The organism is Microbacterium sp. C448, assembly GCF_000582705.2.
Classification (GTDB): domain Bacteria; phylum Actinomycetota; class Actinomycetes; order Actinomycetales; family Microbacteriaceae; genus Microbacterium; species Microbacterium lacus_A.
Genome location: NZ_HG779619.1, coordinates 48783 through 64871 on the forward strand (window position 1 = coordinate 48783; position 16089 = coordinate 64871).

15 protein-coding genes are annotated in these 16089 nt (G+C 69.1%); 1 reads left to right on the forward strand and 14 read right to left on the reverse strand.

All coding sequences use genetic code 11. The annotated features are described in order from the left end of the window. Positions 1 to 3 precede the first annotated feature (3 nt). The 3 genes from hisG to rpe are packed head-to-tail and all read right to left on the reverse strand — an operon-like array spanning position 4 to position 1855. Entirely contained in the window at positions 4 to 846 is an 843-nt protein-coding gene (gene hisG, locus MIC448_RS03730) for an ATP phosphoribosyltransferase (RefSeq protein ID WP_036296244.1), read from the reverse strand. A 44-nt stretch (positions 847 to 890) separates the two neighbouring features. Beyond that, on the reverse strand, positions 891 to 1154 hold the full coding sequence (locus MIC448_RS03735) for a phosphoribosyl-ATP diphosphatase (RefSeq protein WP_036296246.1): 264 nt from the start codon (positions 1152 to 1154) through the stop codon (positions 891 to 893). 17 nt (positions 1155 to 1171) lie between these two features. Continuing rightward, entirely contained in the window at positions 1172 to 1855 is a 684-nt protein-coding gene (gene rpe, locus MIC448_RS03740) for a ribulose-phosphate 3-epimerase (protein WP_036296248.1), read from the reverse strand. 165 nt (positions 1856 to 2020) lie between these two features. Here rpe and glsA point away from each other — a divergent pair, with 165 nt between their 5' ends. Next, complete coding sequence (glsA, locus tag MIC448_RS03745) at positions 2021 to 3193, forward strand: glutaminase A (RefSeq protein ID WP_051513078.1); 1173 nt, start codon at positions 2021 to 2023, stop codon at positions 3191 to 3193. Between the two features lie 86 nt (positions 3194 to 3279). Here the strand turns inward: glsA and MIC448_RS03750 are convergent, their stop codons facing one another. The 11 genes from MIC448_RS03750 to MIC448_RS03800 form a co-directional block, all read right to left on the reverse strand. Further along, positions 3280 to 4647, reverse strand: a complete 1368-nt coding sequence (locus MIC448_RS03750; protein ID WP_036296250.1) for an RsmB/NOP family class I SAM-dependent RNA methyltransferase — start codon at positions 4645 to 4647, stop codon at positions 3280 to 3282. Next, on the reverse strand, positions 4644 to 5564 hold the full coding sequence (fmt, locus tag MIC448_RS03755) for a methionyl-tRNA formyltransferase (RefSeq protein WP_036296252.1): 921 nt from the start codon (positions 5562 to 5564) through the stop codon (positions 4644 to 4646). Before fmt ends, MIC448_RS03750 begins: the two co-directional genes overlap by 4 nt. A gap of 8 nt (positions 5565 to 5572) precedes the next feature. Continuing rightward, positions 5573 to 7582, reverse strand: coding sequence for a hypothetical protein (locus tag MIC448_RS03760; RefSeq protein WP_036296254.1), 2010 nt, complete (start codon positions 7580 to 7582; stop codon positions 5573 to 5575). A gap of 2 nt (positions 7583 to 7584) precedes the next feature. Further along, positions 7585 to 8778, reverse strand: coding sequence for a methionine adenosyltransferase (gene metK, locus MIC448_RS03765; RefSeq protein ID WP_036296255.1), 1194 nt, complete (start codon positions 8776 to 8778; stop codon positions 7585 to 7587). A gap of 128 nt (positions 8779 to 8906) precedes the next feature. Beyond that, positions 8907 to 9182 (reverse strand): DNA-directed RNA polymerase subunit omega, encoded by a 276-nt coding sequence (gene rpoZ / locus MIC448_RS03770; protein ID WP_036296256.1) that lies wholly within the window; start codon positions 9180 to 9182, stop codon positions 8907 to 8909. Between the two features lie 109 nt (positions 9183 to 9291). Next, complete coding sequence (locus tag MIC448_RS03775) at positions 9292 to 9876, reverse strand: CoA-binding protein (RefSeq protein WP_036296257.1); 585 nt, start codon at positions 9874 to 9876, stop codon at positions 9292 to 9294. Further along, positions 9873 to 11210, reverse strand: coding sequence for an O-acetylhomoserine aminocarboxypropyltransferase/cysteine synthase family protein (locus MIC448_RS03780; RefSeq protein ID WP_036296265.1), 1338 nt, complete (start codon positions 11208 to 11210; stop codon positions 9873 to 9875). Before MIC448_RS03780 ends, MIC448_RS03775 begins: the two co-directional genes overlap by 4 nt. 29 nt (positions 11211 to 11239) lie before the next feature. Continuing rightward, the gene (acs, locus tag MIC448_RS03785) at positions 11240 to 13255 is read right to left on the reverse strand and encodes an acetate--CoA ligase (protein WP_051513083.1); all 2016 of its coding nucleotides are present in this window, start codon (positions 13253 to 13255) and stop codon (positions 11240 to 11242) included. A gap of 49 nt (positions 13256 to 13304) precedes the next feature. Next, the gene (locus MIC448_RS03790) at positions 13305 to 14171 is read right to left on the reverse strand and encodes an ABC transporter permease (protein WP_036296266.1); all 867 of its coding nucleotides are present in this window, start codon (positions 14169 to 14171) and stop codon (positions 13305 to 13307) included. Then, positions 14171 to 15208 carry an aliphatic sulfonate ABC transporter substrate-binding protein gene (locus MIC448_RS03795; RefSeq protein ID WP_036296267.1) on the reverse strand — a complete coding sequence of 346 codons (1038 nt, stop codon included), beginning with the start codon at positions 15206 to 15208 and terminating at the stop codon, positions 14171 to 14173. Before MIC448_RS03795 ends, MIC448_RS03790 begins: the two co-directional genes overlap by 1 nt. Further along, complete coding sequence (locus tag MIC448_RS03800; protein WP_036296268.1) at positions 15205 to 16077, reverse strand: ABC transporter ATP-binding protein; 873 nt, start codon at positions 16075 to 16077, stop codon at positions 15205 to 15207. The genes MIC448_RS03795 and MIC448_RS03800 overlap by 4 nt, the downstream gene beginning before the upstream one ends. Between the last annotated feature and the right edge of the window lie 12 nt (positions 16078 to 16089).

Genomic DNA, 16089 nt, shown 5'->3' on the forward strand with positions numbered 1-16089 from the left:
TCGTCACAACCTCGCGGCGTGGATGGCGGTGACGAGGATGGCCCGCGCACCGATCGCGTAGAGCTCGTCCATGACGCGGTTGACACCGTGACGAGCAACCATGACGCGGACGGCGACCCACTCGGGATCGCGCAGAGGCGAGATCGTCGGCGACTCGATACCCGGAGCGACGGCGGCGGCCTGGTCGAGAAGGGCCGCCGGCAGGTCGTAATCGACGAGGACGAATCGACGGGCCACCATCACGCCGCGGAGGCGCCGCAGCAGCGTCTCGGTCCCGACCTTCTGGTCGGGGCCGGCGATGAGCACGGCGTCCGACTCGAGGATGACCGGACCGAAGATCTCGAGCCCCGCCTGACGCAGGGTCGTCCCGGTCGACACGACATCGGCGACCGCATCCGCGACGCCGAGGCGGACGGCCGACTCGACCGCACCGTCGAGCGGTACGAGGTCGACGGCCACGCCGTGTTCGTCGAGGAACCCGTCGACGAGACCCGGGTACGCGGTCGCGACCCGCATCCCCTCGAGGTCCTTCACCGATTCGAAGCGTCCGGGAGGGCCCGCGAAGCGGAAGGTCGAGCCCCCGAAACCGAGGGATTCGACTTCCTGAGCCCCCGGCATCCGTGCATCCAGCAGGAGGTCACGGCCGGTGATCCCGACGTCGAGGGCGCCGGAACCGACGTAGGTCGCGATGTCCTTCGGACGCAGGTAGAAGAACTCGACGTCGTTCTGCGGGTCGATGACGTGCAGGTCTTTCGGGTCGCGGCGGCCGGTGTATCCGGCCTCCGCGAGCATGTCGGCGGCTGTGTCGGCGAGCGAGCCCTTGTTGGGCACGGCGATTCGCAACATGGTGATGCGGGCTTTCGGTTCGAGGGTGGAAGGACGAGGGCGAATCAGAGATGTCGGTAGACGTCGCCGGTCGTCAGACCCTTCGCCAACATGAGCACCTGCAGGTGGTAGAGCAGCTGCGAGATCTCTTCCGCCGTGGCCTCGTCGGACTCATACTCCGCGGCCATCCACACTTCGGCGGCCTCTTCGACGATCTTCTTCCCGATCGCGTGCACTCCGCGATCGAGCTGCGCCACGGTACCCGAGCCTTCGGGTCGCTCGGCGGCCGTGACCGTCAGCTCCGCGAACAGCTCGTCGAATGTCTTCACCCTGCCAGGCTACCGGCTCAGTGCACGTGGCGAGCCGCGCCCGCACGGAGCGAGGCGATCGCGGCATCCGGACGCTCCGCTCCGAACACCGCGGATCCGGCGACGAAGGTGTCGGCCCCCGCCTCGGCAGCCTGCGCGATGGTCGACTGCGAGATCCCGCCATCGACCTGTAGCCAGACCTGTGAGCCGCGCCGGCGCGCCTCTTCGGAGAGCAGACGCAGCTTGGGCATCGTGTCCGCGCGGAACGACTGGCCGCCGAAGCCGGGCTCAACGGTCATGACGAGGATCTGGTCGAACTCGTCGAGCACGTCGAATAGCCCCTCGACCGGGGTATCCGGTTTGACGGCGACGCCCGCGCGTGCGCCGATCTGGCGGAGTTTGCGCGCCAACGCGACCGGGTCTGTCGCGGCCTCGAGATGGAAAGTGACGGATGCTGCGCCGAGCTCGGCGTACCCCGGGGCCCAGCGATCGGGGTCATCGATCATCAGGTGCACATCGAGCGGTACCGGGCTCGTCGCCTGGATTCGCCCGACCATCTGGGGCCCGAATGTCAGGTTCGGCACGAAGTGGTTGTCCATGACGTCGACGTGGACGAAGTCAGCGGTGGCGATCCGCTCGAGATCGGCCTGCAGGTTGACGAAGTCCGCCGCAAGGATGCTCGGGTTGATCCGCGGGGCGGAGGGAAGCTCGGTCTGGGGCACCCCCTCATTATGCCGACGGACTCCTCACGACAAGCCACGTCGGCCCTCGAGCACGCCAGTGACCCCGAGAGGACGCGACATGCCGTCGGCGTAGAGGTGCACGCGGCATGTCGCGTCCTCTCGCTGAGCGACGAGAGCGTCGATACCGGCCGATAGGGTCAGGGCGTGGACCCGATTGTGCGCATGCTCGAGACCGTGCTGGACGACGTGCGTGGGCGCGACGCCGGAGGTGTCGCCGACTACATCCCCTCCCTTGCGGCGGCCGATCCCGAGCGGCTCGCCTTTGCGGTTGTGGGCCCGAGGGGGCGGGTGACCTCTGTCGGCGATGACGACGTCGAGTTCACGATCCAGTCGGTCTCGAAGCCGTTCGTGCTCGCGCTCGCCCTCGAAGAGCTCGGGCGGGACGCGGTCCTCGCGCGGGTCGGGGTCGAGCCGAGCGGCGAGCCCTTCAACGCCATCAGCCTCGAGGCGGGGACCGGTCGTCCCGCCAACCCCATGGTCAATGCGGGCGCCATCGTGACCTCGTCTCTTCTCGGGGAGGGCGACGAGTTCTCGCGCGCCGAGACGATCGTCGCGGGTCTCTCACGCTTTGCCGGTCGAACGCTGACCGTCGACGAGGAGGTCTACCGCGGCGAATCCGAGACCGGCCATCGCAATCGCGCCCTGGCCTACCTGACGCGCTCGCACGACATCATCCGTGGCGATGTCCCGACGGTCGTCGAGACGTACTTCCGCCAGTGTTCGGTACTCGTCACCGTTCGGGACCTCGCCGTGATGGGCGCGACCCTCGCGTTCGGGGGCGTGAACCCGGTCACGGGCGAACGTGTCGTGCGCGAGGATGTCGCCCGCGATGTCGTCTCGGTCATGGCGAGCTGCGGCATGTACGACTACTCCGGGGAATGGCTGCTGCGCGTCGGGCTCCCGGCCAAGAGCGGTGTCAGCGGGGCTCTGCTCGCCATCGCGCCGTCGCAGTTCGGGGTTGCCACGTTCAGCCCGCGGTTGGATCGCCACGGCAACAGCGTCCGAGGCATCCAGATCCTGGAGCGCATGTCGGGCGAGTTCGGGATGCATGTCTTCGAGCCCCACGAGGCGATCGCAGCACCTGGCATCCGCATCGACCGGAGCGAAGGACGCGTCGTCGTCCACCTCGGCGGTGAGCTCGCCTTCAGCGGCGCGGAACGGATGATCGGGGTGCTGAGCGACCTCGCCGACGGCGCCGTGACCGATGACACGATCCTGGTCGACGGGAGCGAACTCGCGCGCGCTCATCCCGCCGCGCTGGAGTTGTTGCGTCGCCAGCTCGAGGTGCACGGCGGGCGTCTGCACTTCCTCGACTGACCCAGATGCCCTTCCGCTGTCGCACATCGACGTTTCCACCGCGCCGGAGGGTCGATCTGCGACAGCGGAAGCGCTCACGCGCGACGTCAGGCGTTGCGCTCGAAGAGGGCGATGAACATGCCGTCGGTGCCGTGCCGGTGCGGCCAGAGCTGAACGTGGAGGGCGTCCTCGGATGCCTCGGGCAGATCGATCGGTGCGCGCGAGACGTCACGGACGACCGCACGGGCATCGAGCTGGGTGATCTGGCCCTCCCAGCGCCGTGCGCCCTCACGGGTCACTCCGACGGTCTCGGCGAGGTGCGGTGAACACGTCACATACGCGACGATGCCGCCCGGACGGAGTGCGCGCACACCCGCATCGAACAGTTCGCCCTGCAACGTCGTGAGCTGCGGGACATCCTCCGGGCCCTTCCGCCAACGCGCCTCCGGTCGGCGGCGCAGCGCGCCCAGGCCGGTGCAGGGGGCATCGACCAGCACGCGGTCGTACCCGCCGGCGTCGCGGTCGACGCGCGTGCGGCCATCTTCCTCGCTGACCTCGACGGTCGCGGGGACACCCTCGAGCGCTCGCCGCACGAGTCCCGCTCGCGCCGGTGAGACCTCGTTCGCGTCGACGGATGCCTCACCCCGCGCCTCGGCGGCGAGCACCGCGGTCTTCCCGCCGGGTCCGGCGCACAGGTCGAGCCAACGCTCCCCCGCGCGGATTTCGCGGGCCCGGGTCAGCGCGAGCGCCGCGAGCTGCGAGCCCTCGTCCTGAACGCGGAGGCGCCCGCCCGATCCGATGACGAGAGGTTCGGGGTCACCGCCCCCGGCACGGAAGCCCAGCGGCGAATACAGCGTGCGCACGGCGTCTTCCGGCACATCGGCCAGACCCGTCAGCGCTGCCATGGTGACCGACGGCGAAGCGTTGTCTGCCGCGAGGAGAGCCTCAAGCTCATCGCTGCGGCCCTCGGCGGCGAGAGCCCGACGGAAGGCGCGCACGATCCACGTCGGATGCGCGTGCCCGAGCGAGAGACGCTCGTCGGTGTTCCGTGCCGTGGCCAGCACGCGTTCGCGCCACGTTCCGGGATCTTCCCGGGCGATGGAGCGCAGCACCCCGTTCGCGAAGCCCGTCGCGCTACTGCCGCCGTAGACCCGCACGAGCTCGACGCCCTCGTGCACGGCCGCGTGCGAGGCGACACGGGTCGAGAGAAGCTGGTGCACCGTCATGCGAAGCGCATCGAGCACGGGGGCATCGATCGCGGCCACCTTGCGCCGTGACGCGAGCTCGATGACGGCGTCGTAGTAGCCGCGGCGTCGCAGCGTCCCGTAGGTCAACTCGGTGGCAAGGCCGGCGTCGGCAGATCCGAGGCCCGCACGACCGATGCCGACGGGCAGAAGCAGGTTGGCGTAGGCATCCGACTCCGACACGGCACTCAGGACTTCGTACGCAACGCGACGTGCGGGTTGGATCTTCATTCGCCTGCCCTCAGGTCAGGGGTGCGCAGACCCCGCCACCAATCGCCCGCCGCCATCGCCGGTCGTCCCGCCGGCTGCACGCGATCGACGTGAATCGCGTCCGTTGCGGTGCCGATCAGGATGTCCCGGCCCGCGGCCGCGATTTCGCCCGGGCGCAATGCGATGTGCGCCCCGCCGGAGCGTGCCGTGAGCACCTTCAGACGCTGGCCGTTGACCGTCGTGAAAGCGCCCGGCTCGGGGGTCGTGCCGTGGATGCGCCCGAGAACTCGCTCGGCGGGCTCGTCCCAGCGAACCCGGCCGTCGTCCAGCGTGAGTTTGAGAGCGAACGTGGGCTCGCCCACCTGCGGTGCGGCGGTCATCCGTCCGCTCTCGATGCCGGCGACGACATCGCGCAGGAGTTCGGCCCCGAGCCCCGCGAGGTCGACCAAGACCTCGCCGGCCGTCGCATCCCGCGGCACACGATAGCTGCGCTCGGCGAAGACATCCCCCGCATCGAGTTCGGCCACGAGCTGGAAGACGCTCGCACCCGTGAGTTCATCGCCCGCAATGAGCGCGTGCTGCACGGGTGCCGCTCCACGCCAGCGGGGCAGCAGCGAGAAGTGCAGGTTGATCCAGCCGTGCGTGGGCGCGCTGAGAAGCGGCTCGCGCACCAGGCCGCCGTACGCGACGATGACGCCCAGCTCTGGTTCGAGTGCGGTGATCGCGTCCGTTACGGCGTCGTCGAGGCGCCCGGCACGGATGACCCTGAGCCCCTGCTTCTCCGCGGCCTCGGCCACGGGCGAGGGCGTCAGCACGCGCTTCCGCCCGAGCGGAGCGTCGGGTCGCGTGACGACACCGACGATCTCGTGCCCCTCCGCCGCGAGCACCCCGAGCGAGGGCACCGCGGGTTCGGGCGTCCCGGCAAAGACCAGCCGCATGACGCCTCCTAGAGCTCCGGGTCGGCCAGATCGACCCGCACTCTGAGTGTATTCCGCGGCGCAGTCGTGCTTGATCCACTCTTCCTCGGTCCGCGGCGCCCGCGGAGGGCGGCAGCGACGACGGCTGCCCGCAAACTCGTGGTGACGGCCGCGCCGTGCGCGTAGTCGAAACGCACCAGCACACGGGCCGCAGGGCCGGGGCGCGTCGCCATCGGATCGGCCGGGATCTCGACGGGCCCGATGACCGCTTCCGGATCGAGAGCGACCGCCGCGCGCAGTTCGATAACCGCGCGCTCCACGGCGTCGAAGTCGCCCTCGAGGGATGCCACGCGATACGTCGGGGGCATGCGGAGCGGAGCACGGTCGTCGAGTTCCGCCCGCGCGTACGCCGGCTGCGTCCATGTCGCGAGAGCGCGTCCGACCGCGCCCGCCACCCCGACCAGATGAACGGGCGCACCGGGGGTTGCCAGTGCCGCCGCATCCGACCACCAACGCAGGCACGCCTCGCCGATGCGCAACGCATCGGACATCAGCATCCGGTCGCCGTCGAGCAACACGACGGCGCGGTATCCGCCCGCGGCGAAAGGCTCCGCGCCGCGGGTCGCAATCACCAGCGCCGGCCGATCATCGACCTCCAGCACGGGGTGCGAGCCATCCGAGATGATCACGCGCGTGTCGGGGAAAGCACGCCCGAGTTCGTCTGCCGTGCGGATGCTCCCCGCCGATGCGAGCCGGAACTTCGTCTGCTCACAGTGCGGGCACTGCCATCCCGTTGCGACGCGCCCGCACCACCGGCAGGTGGGTATCGCGCCGCGGCGTTCGGCCTGCAGCGGTCCCCCGCAGTGCGCGCAGCGTGCGGCGCGCCGGCAGCCGTCGCAGATGAGGACCGGTGCGTAACCCGGGCGCGACACCTGCACCAGAACGGGACCATGGGCGAGTGCCTCGCGGGCGGCAGCGAAAGCGGCAGACGGCACGCGCACCCCGGGCCGCTCGCCCTCGCGGGTGGCGCTCAGAACGACGCGTGGTGCGGTGCGACGGGTTGCCGGGAGATCGCGCAGCCAGCCGACCGAGACCAGGCGCTCGACATCCGTCGTTCGGGTGTGTCCCGCGAAGATCAGCGCGCCGCCATCGAGCCCCTGTCGCACGAGGGCCGCATCTCGGGCGTGGACATACGGTGCGAGCGGTTCTTCGAGCAGAGGATCGCCGTCGTTCCAGATCGCAACGAGCCCGAGGTTCGCCACCGGGGCGTACACGGCCGAGCGGTTTCCGATGACGACGGCGGGCGCGTCCGCCAACAGCCGAAGGTAACCGCGATACCGCTCGGCGGCGCTGCGAGACGAGTCGTCGCGCACGATCGCTTCAGCGGGCACCGCGCCTGACAAAGCCCGCGCGAGTTGGTCAAGGTCCCGGTGATCGGGTGCGACGATGATCGCGCTGCGCCCCGCGGCCAACGTCCGGGTCGCCGCAGCGGCAAGCAGAAGCGCCCATTCGCCGACGGGTTCGCCGGTCGCCGTCCGGGCCGGGCGCGGCGGCGCGTCCAGGGCCACACGACCGCCGCCATCTATCGCCCCCCACAACCCCGGGTAGAAGCCCAACGTCCTCTCGGCAGCCGCCACACTGTCTGCGGAGATCTCGGGCACGAGGGGCCGCTCCCCCGCGACCCAGGCCTTCTCGACGCGCACCTGACGTTTGGGGATCACCAGGCGCAGGATGTCCGAGGCCGAACCCGCCGCTCGATCCGCCACGCGACGGGCGAGCGTGTAGAGGCGCTCTGGCAGCAGCCGCACATCCGAGACGACCGTGTCGATCTCGGACAGCGGTCGGTCCGGATCCACGGCCTCGCCACGCTCGACGACATAGGCGTCGACGAGTCGACCGACCGTGCGCAGGGGAACGCGAACTCGCACGCCGGGCACGACCGCGTCATCCATCGCCGGCGGGACCGCGTAGTCGAGCAAGCGGTCAAGTTGCGGCAGCGGCGAATCCAGCAGCACGCGCGCCACCGGACGTCCTGCCACGGTCAGAATCCGGCTGCGGCGCGCAGTTCCTCGACGCGGTCGAGGCGCTCCCACGTGAAGTCCGGCAGGTCACGTCCGAAGTGGCCGTAGGCGGCCGTCTGCGCATAAATCGGACGCAGCAGGTCGAGCTGCTCGATGATCGCCGCCGGGCGCAGGTCGAAGACCTGCGTGATCGCACGGGTGATCTCGGCATCCGGGACTCGCCCGGTGCCGAACGACTCGACGTAGATGCCGACGGGCCGCGCCTTGCCGATCGCGTACGCAACCTGGACCTCGAGGCGGTCCGCGAGACCCGCGGCCACGACATTCTTCGCGACCCAACGCATGGCGTATGCGCCCGAACGATCGACCTTCGAGGGATCCTTGCCGCTGAATGCCCCGCCGCCGTGCCGCGATGCCCCGCCGTAGGTGTCGATGATGATCTTGCGACCCGTGAGACCCGCATCACCCTTCGGTCCGCCGACGAGGAAGGGACCCGCCGGGTTGATGTAGTACTTCACGTCGGGCATGTCGAGACCCGTAGCCTCGAGCACCGGGTCGATGACCTCGGCCTGCACGAGGGCACGCAGATCGTCCTGAGAGATGTCGGGGTGGTGCTGCGTCGACAGCACGACCGAGTCCACCGTCTTCGGAGTCGGCCCGTCGTAGCCGAGCGTGACCTGGGTCTTGCCGTCCGGCCGCAGGAACGGCAGACGACCCTCGCGCCGGACGTCTGCGAGACGCTCCGCCATCCGGTGCGCGGTCCAACTGGCCATCGGCATCAGCTGAGGCGTCTCGGTCGTGGCGTAACCGAACATGATGCCCTGGTCGCCCGCGCCCTGCTCGTCGCGCGGATCGGCCGATCGCTGTTCGCGCTGTTCGAACGCCTTGTTGACTCCCGCCGCGATGTCAGATGACTGCGCGCCGATCGACACGCTCACACCACACGAATCGCCGTCGAAGCCGGTCTCGCTCGAGGTGTACCCGATGCGGTTCACGACCTGACGGACGATCGCGGGGATCTCGACGTACGCCGAGGTCGACACCTCACCCGCGACGTGAACGAGACCCGTCGTGACGAGCGTTTCGACCGCGACGCGCCCGACCGGATCTTCCGTCAGGATCGCGTCGAGGATGCTGTCGCTGATCTGGTCGCAGATCTTGTCGGGGTGTCCCTCGGTCACGGATTCGGAGGTGAACAGTCGCAGATCGCTCATGGGTGCTCCAGTCGGGTGCTCACGCACCAGTGTGCGGCCCAGTATGGCGGGGACCGCCGACATTGAAACCGCCGCCCGCCCCAGACCATCAGAGGTCGCGGCGGGCGGCGGCAATTTCTTCCGAGTCTTTAGGCCTCGGTGCCGCGCAGGCGCAGCTTGTCTTCGTTGATTTCGTGCATCGCGATCGTGAGCGGCTTGTCTTCGACAGACGAGTCGACCAGGGGGCCCACGTTGTCGAACAGGTTGCCCTCGTGCAGGTCCGAGTAGTAGTCGTTGATCTGACGCGCGCGCTTGGCTGCGTAGATCACGAGCTGGTACTTGGAGATCGGGGCGCCCTCGGCATCCTTCTTCTGCAGCAGCGCGTCTAGTGACGGGTCGATGATGCCTTCGCTCGTTCCAGCCATGGCGGATCCTCTCGATCGGGGCCCGGATGCTAGCGCCTCCGGAAGTCTGTGAGCGCACGCCAGAGCGCACGCATCCGTTCATTCTACGCGAGCGGCGCGCCCGCGAGCTTCAGCGCGACAGCAACTGGCGTTTCGAGCTGATCACGCCGGTGTCGAAACCGGCAAGGTGCAGCCCGCCGTGGAAGCGCGCGTGCTCGATCTTGATGCAACGATCCATCACGACCGACAGCCCCGCGGCCTCGGCGATCGCCGCCGCATCCTCGTTCCACGAACCGAGCTGCAGCCACAGCGCCGCGGCACCGACATCCACTGCCTCTTGCGCGACTCCGGGCAGATCATCGTGTCGGCGGAACACGTCGACGATGTCCGGAACGACGGGCAGGTCGGCCAGCGAGGCATACACGGGGCGACCCAGGATGTTCTTCGCCCGCGGGTTGACGAAGTACACGTCGTAGGGCGAGCTGCCGAGCAGATACGTGGCGACGAAGAAGCTCGCGCGCGCGGGGTTCTCGGATGCGCCGACGATGGCGACCGATTTCGCCTTTCGCAGGATCTCGTAGCGATCCTGTGACCCGGGCGGGGCCCAGGTGCGCTCCGGCGCGCCCGCGACGACGGCGCCGGGAAGAGCGCACGCCGCTCCGTTCTCGGGCGCGGGCGCCACCGGCTGCTGCGGCAGTTCGCACGAGGCGCTCATCGCTGCACCCCCGTCGCGGCCGTGAGGGCCTGATCGAGGTCCCACAGGATGTCTTCGGGATCCTCCAGCCCCACCGAGATGCGGATCAGATCGGCGGGAACGCCCGCGTCGACCAGTTGCGCCGCGCTCAACTGCTGGTGCGTGGTCGAGGCCGGGTGGATGACGAGGGTGCGTGCATCGCCGATGTTCGCCAGGTGTGAGGCCAGGCGCAGGGCGTCGATGACGGACTCCCCCGCCGCTCGGGCCGCGACGAGACGTTCCTCATCCGAGGCGAATTCGCCCGAGGGTCGCACGCCGAAGGCGAAAACCGAGCCCGGTCCGAGCGGCAGGTACTTCGCCGCGCGATCGCGGTGGGGGTGCTCCTCGAGTCCGGCCCACGTCACGAACGACACGCGCGGGTCGCTGTCGAGCCACTCAGCGACGATTCGCGCGTTGGACAGGTGCGCGTCGATGCGCTGGGGCAGGGTCTCGACGCCCTGCAGCAACAGGAAGGCGGAGTGCGGGCTGAGCGCGGGACCGATGTCGCGGAGCTGCTCGGAGCGGAGCTTGGTGAGGAATCCGTACTCACCGAAGTTGTCCCACCAGCTGATGCCGCCGTAGGAGGCGACCGGCTCGATCATCTGCGGGAACTTGCCGTTGCCCCAGTCGAACGTGCCCTTCTCGATCACGACTCCGCCGAGCGTCGTGCCGTGGCCGCCGAGAAACTTCGTGACCGAGTGGATCACGATATCGGCGCCATGCTCGAGCGGGCGCGCGAGGTAGGGCGTCGCGAGCGTCGAGTCGACGACCAGCGGGATGCCGGCCGCGTGCGCAACCTCGGCCAGTCCCTCGATATCGGCGATCTCGCCCGAGGGGTTGCCGATCGTCTCGACGTACAGAACCTTCGTCTCGGGCCGGATCGCCGCGGCATAGTCGGCCGGGTCGCTCGAGGGCACGAACGTCGTCTCGACGCCGAACCGGCGAAGTGTCACGTCGAGCTGCGTCACGGTGCCGCCGTACAGCTGGCCCGACGCGACGACGTGGTCACCGTGTCCGACCAGCGCGGCGAACGTGATGAACTCGGCGCTCATTCCGGATGCCGTGGCCACCGCGCCGATGCCACCCTCGAGCGAGGCGAGGCGCTCCTCGAGGGCAGCGACGGTCGGGTTACCGATACGCGAGTAGATGTTGCCGTACTTCTGCAGGGCGAACAGGTTCGCCGCATCCGTCGCGTCATCGAAGACGAACGACGACGTCTGGTAGATCGGCACCGCGCGGGCACCCGTGGAAGCGTCGGGCGTCGCACCCGCGTGCAAGGCACGCGTGCGGAATCCGAACCGGTGATCTTCGGTCATGTCTTCTCTCAGGTGTGGTTCTCTGCGGCTCACGCCGAGGTGAGGGCTGTGGCGATGTCGTCAACGGCCCAGGGGTTCTGCAACGAGGTGGTGTCGCCCAGGCCTCCAGGTTCACGACCGGCCCGGCGATCCTGTTCAGCCTCCCACAGCTGTGCGAGCAGGCGGCGCAGGATCTTGCCGGACCGCGTCTTGGGCAGCTCGGGAACCACCAACAGGTGCTTGGGCTTGGCGATGGGGCCGATCTCTCGTGCGACGTGTGCTCGCAGGTCCGCGGCAGACAGCCCCTCAGCCCCGGACGCGACGACGAACGCGGCAACGGCGTGCCCGGTGACGGGGTCGGTGACCGCCGTCACCCCCGCCTCCCCCACGGTCGGGTGCGACACCAGCGCCGATTCGATCTCGATGGTCGACATTCGGTGGCCCGACACGTTCAGCACGTCGTCCAGGCGCCCGAGAATCCAGACGTAGCCGTCGGCGTCGATCGTCGCGCCATCTCCGGCGACGTAGTAGCCGCCGTGTTCGCCCTTGCCCGCGTACTGCGCCCAGTACGAGTCGCGATAGCGCTGCGGGTTGCCCCATACCGTCCGCGCCATTCCGGGCCACGGTCGGCGGACGACGAGCGTTCCCGAGCGGCCGGGTGCGACATCCGCTCCGTCTTCGTCCACAACGGCCACATCGATACCCGGCAGACCGATGGATGCCGAGCCCGGCTTGAGCGTCGTCACCCCCGGAAGGGGCGCGATCATCGCGGCGCCGGTCTCGGACTGCCACCAGGTGTCGACGATCGGCAGCTCGCCGCGGCCGAAGGTCTCGCGGAACCACACCCACGCGGCGGGGTTGATCGCCTCGCCAACCGTGCCCAACAGACGCAGGGTCGACAGATCGTGCCCCGCGGGGAGGGTGTCGCCGAACCACGTCATGAAGGTTCGGATCAGGGTGGGCGACGTGTAGTACACCGTGACGCCGTAGCGCTCGATGATCTCCAGATGACGCTCGCGCGTCGGAGCATCCGGCGTTCCCTCGTAGATCACCTGCGTGAGCCCGTTCGAGAGCGGACCGTAGATCTCGTACGTGTGCGCGGTCACCCAGGCGAGGTCGGCGGTGCACCAGTGCACGTCGTCGGGCTTTGCGTCGAAATGCGCCCAGTGCGCCCAACTCGCGTGGGTCAGGTAGCCGCCGCTCGTGTGCACGAGGCCCTTCGGCTTACCCGTCGTACCCGAGGTGTAGATGATGAAGAGCGGATGCTCCGCGTCGAACGCCTGCGGCTCGTGCTGATCCGACGCGGTGTCAACGACGTCGTGCCACCACACATCGCGACCCTCGGTCCAGGGAACATCCTGCCCGGTGCGGCGCACGACGAGGACATGCTCGACGTGATCGAGGCCCGCGACGGCCTCGTCGGCCGCGTGCTTCACCTGCACGGCCGAGCCGCGTCGGTATTGTCCGTCACTCGTGACCAGCAGCTTCGCCTTCGTATCTTCGACCCGGAAGCGCACCGCCTCGGCCGAGAACCCCCCGAAGACGAGCGAGTGGACCGCACCGATGCGTGCGCAGGCGAGGGCGATCACGACGGTCTCGACGAGGACAGGAAGATAGACGACCACGCGGTCGCCCGGCTCGATACCGAGCGCGAGCAGTGCGTTCGCGGCCTGCGACACCCGACGCTGCAAGTCTTCGTACGTGACCGTCGTGCGGTCGCCCGGCTCGCCCTCGAAGTGCAGGGCGACCTTCTGGCCGCGCCCGGCGGCGACATGGCGGTCGACACAGTTCGCGGCGACATTCAGGCGCCCCCCGACGAACCAGCTCGCCGCCGGAACCGAGAGCTCGCCCGACGCGTCGCGCACGGGCGGCTCCCACTCGTGCGCGCTGCGCCAGGGCTCAGACCATTCCAGCCGGGAAGCCGCGCGCTCCCAGAACGCGACGGGGTCGGCCGAAGCATCCGCGTATGTCCCGACGGTGACGTTCGCCTGCGCGGCGAATGCCGCCGGGGCGGGGTACTCGCGCGTCTCGACGAGCCGTGTCTCAGCCAGTCGCGTATCCGGCAGGCGTGCTTCCGCTACCGCCCCGTCCGTGACGGGAGTCGTTGCACTCACGTCAGATCCACCGGCGCAGCAGGTACTTCTGCACGAGACTCAGGATGCCGTTGGTCAGTGTTCCGAGCAGCGCAAGGAGGACGATCGCGAGCAGGATGCGGTCCACGCGTCCGGTGGACTGCGAGTCGGTGAGGAGCCAGCCGAGACCCATCGACGCCGCGATGAGTTCTGCCGCGACGAGGAACAACCAGCTCTGCGCCAGCGCGAGCCGCAACCCGGACATGATCGAGGGAACGACGGACGGCAGCTGCACGGTGCGGAACAACGCGAAGCCGCGCAGACTGAACGAACGCGCCATCTCGACCGAGTGCGGGTCCACCTGGCGGAGCGCAACGCTCACCGTCGTGAAGACGGGGAAGAAGGCGCCGATCGCGATCAACGTGACCTTCGAGTCCTCGCCGATGCCCATCCACAGCAGCAGAAGCGGAACCAGCGCGAGCGACGGGATCGCCCGGAAAGCGGCGAGGATCGGGCTCAGGAGCACGTCGCCGGCCTTCGTCAGTCCCACGATCGCGGCGCCTGCCAGCCCGATCACCGCGCCGATGGCGAACCCGAGCAGGACCCGCTGAACCGAGATCGCGATGTGGATCCACAGGTCGCCACTATCGGCGAGCTGAATCGCGGCCTGCACGACGGTTGCCGGAGGCGGCAGCCGGTAGGGCGGGATGAGCCCCGAGGCCGTGACCGCTTGCCAAATGCCCAGGATCACAATCGGCACGACGAGCCCGCCGACGATCCGCACGGAACGTCGGTCCCAGAACGAGCGCGGGGTAGAGCCCGGACGCGCCGCGAGGCCCGGACGCGCCGCGAGGCCCGGACGCACAGTGGCATCCGGGCTCGCGGTCGTGCTGGTTGCTGGAACGGTCATCAGCCCTCGGTGGCCTTTTCGGCGAACGTGGCGTTGATGATCGTGTCGAGTGCTGCGTTGATCGCGTCCTCGCCGCCCTGGACCGCGTCCGACGCGACCAGCACGGGCGCGATGACCTCGAGCACGGCGAGCTGCGCCTCGCCGGGCACGCCGCTGACATCGAGGTTCGAGCGCTCCTGGATCACGGTGTTCGCAACCTCGACGTCGATGCCGGCAACCTCGGCGAGGAGCGCCGCGGTCTCTTCGGGGTTCTCGAGCGCCCAGGCACGTGCCTCTTCGTACGCGTCGACGACGACCTGCGCGACGTCGGCGTGCTCGGTGATGAACTCCTCCGTGGCGTTGAGGAAGCCGTACGAGTTGAAGTCGACGTTGCGGTAGATCAACTGCGCTCCGGACTCGACCTCGGCCGCGGCCATGATCGGGTCAAGGCCGGCCCAGGCGTCAACGGAGCCTGCCTCGAGGGCCGAGCGTCCATCGGCGTGCTGCAGGTTCTGCACCTCGATGTCGTCGACCGTCAAGCCCTCGGTCTCGAGCGCCTGGAGCAGGAAGAAGTAGGGGTCGGTACCCGCGGTCGCCGCGACGGACTTGCCTGCGAGGTCCGCGACCGAGGTGATGTCGCTGTCGGCGGGCACGACGATCGCGGACCACTCGGGCTGCGAGTAGATGTCGATGACCTGGATGGGCGATCCGTTGGCACGTGCCAGCAGCGCGGCGGAACCGGCGGTCGATCCGACGTCGATCGATCCGGCGCGCAGGAACTCGTTCGCCTTGTTGGAGCCGGCGGACTGAACCCACTCGACCGTGACGCTGTCGCCCAGTGCCTCTTCGAGCAGACCCTGATCCTTGATGATCAGGCTGAGCGGGTTGTAGGTGGCGAAGTCGATCGAGAGGGTGTCGGTCGACCACTCCTGCGCTTCACCCGATGCGTTCGCATCGGCCGCGGCGGCGTTCTCGCCCGCGACGCAACCCGTGGCGAGCATCATCATCGCGCCGGCCACGAGAATCGCGGGAACGGTGCGGCGGATGGTGGTACTCATCGGGTCTCCTCGGAGTGGTTGTGGTGGTGATGGGTGTCGACGCCGAGTCCTTGCAGGAGCTCGGCGCGCAACTCTGTGAGCGCGTGGTCGGCGCGGTCGCGGGGACGGTCCCCCGGAACGACGATCGTGCGGGCGATGGAACCGACGGATGCATCGGTGTTCGAGGTCGTGTCGAGCGAGCGCAGCAGGAGCACGCGGTCGGCCAGGAACAGTGCCTCTTCGACGTCGTGCGTGACAAGGATGACCGTCGTCGGCTGCGCCGCATGGATGTCGAGAAGCAGATCCTGCATACGCAGCCGCGTCAGCGCGTCGAGCGCTCCGAAGGGCTCATCCAGGAGCAGGACCTCGGGGTTGCGTGCCAGCGCGCGAGCGAGCGACGCGCGCTGCGCCATCCCGCCCGAGACCTCGCGCGGCTTCTGATCGGCGGCGTGAGACAACCCGACGAGCTCCAGCAGTTGGCGTACCCGCTCGCCGCCCTCTCGCTTGTTTTCGCCGCGCGTGCTCCGCGGCAGCCCGAGCTGGACGTTCTGCGCGAGAGTACGCCAGGCCAAGAGGCGAGGTTCTTGAAAGGCGACGGCGGTCCGAGCGTCCGTGTCGGTCACCGGCGCGCCACCGACGCGGATCGAACCGCTCGTCGGAGCGTCCAGTCCCCCGAGCATCCGCAGAAGGGTGGACTTGCCGCATCCGGACGGACCGACGATCGCCACGATCTCGCCGTGGCGAACGTCGAGGTCTACGCCCCGAAGGACCTCTCGCGAGCCGCGCGCCGTCGGGAACGCACGGGAGACACCTTCGAGCAGCACGCCCTCCGTCCGCGAGGCGGTTTCGGTCAGGCGCGCCTCAGCGAGGTCGAGAACGGTTGCGGGCACGTCATCATCGTG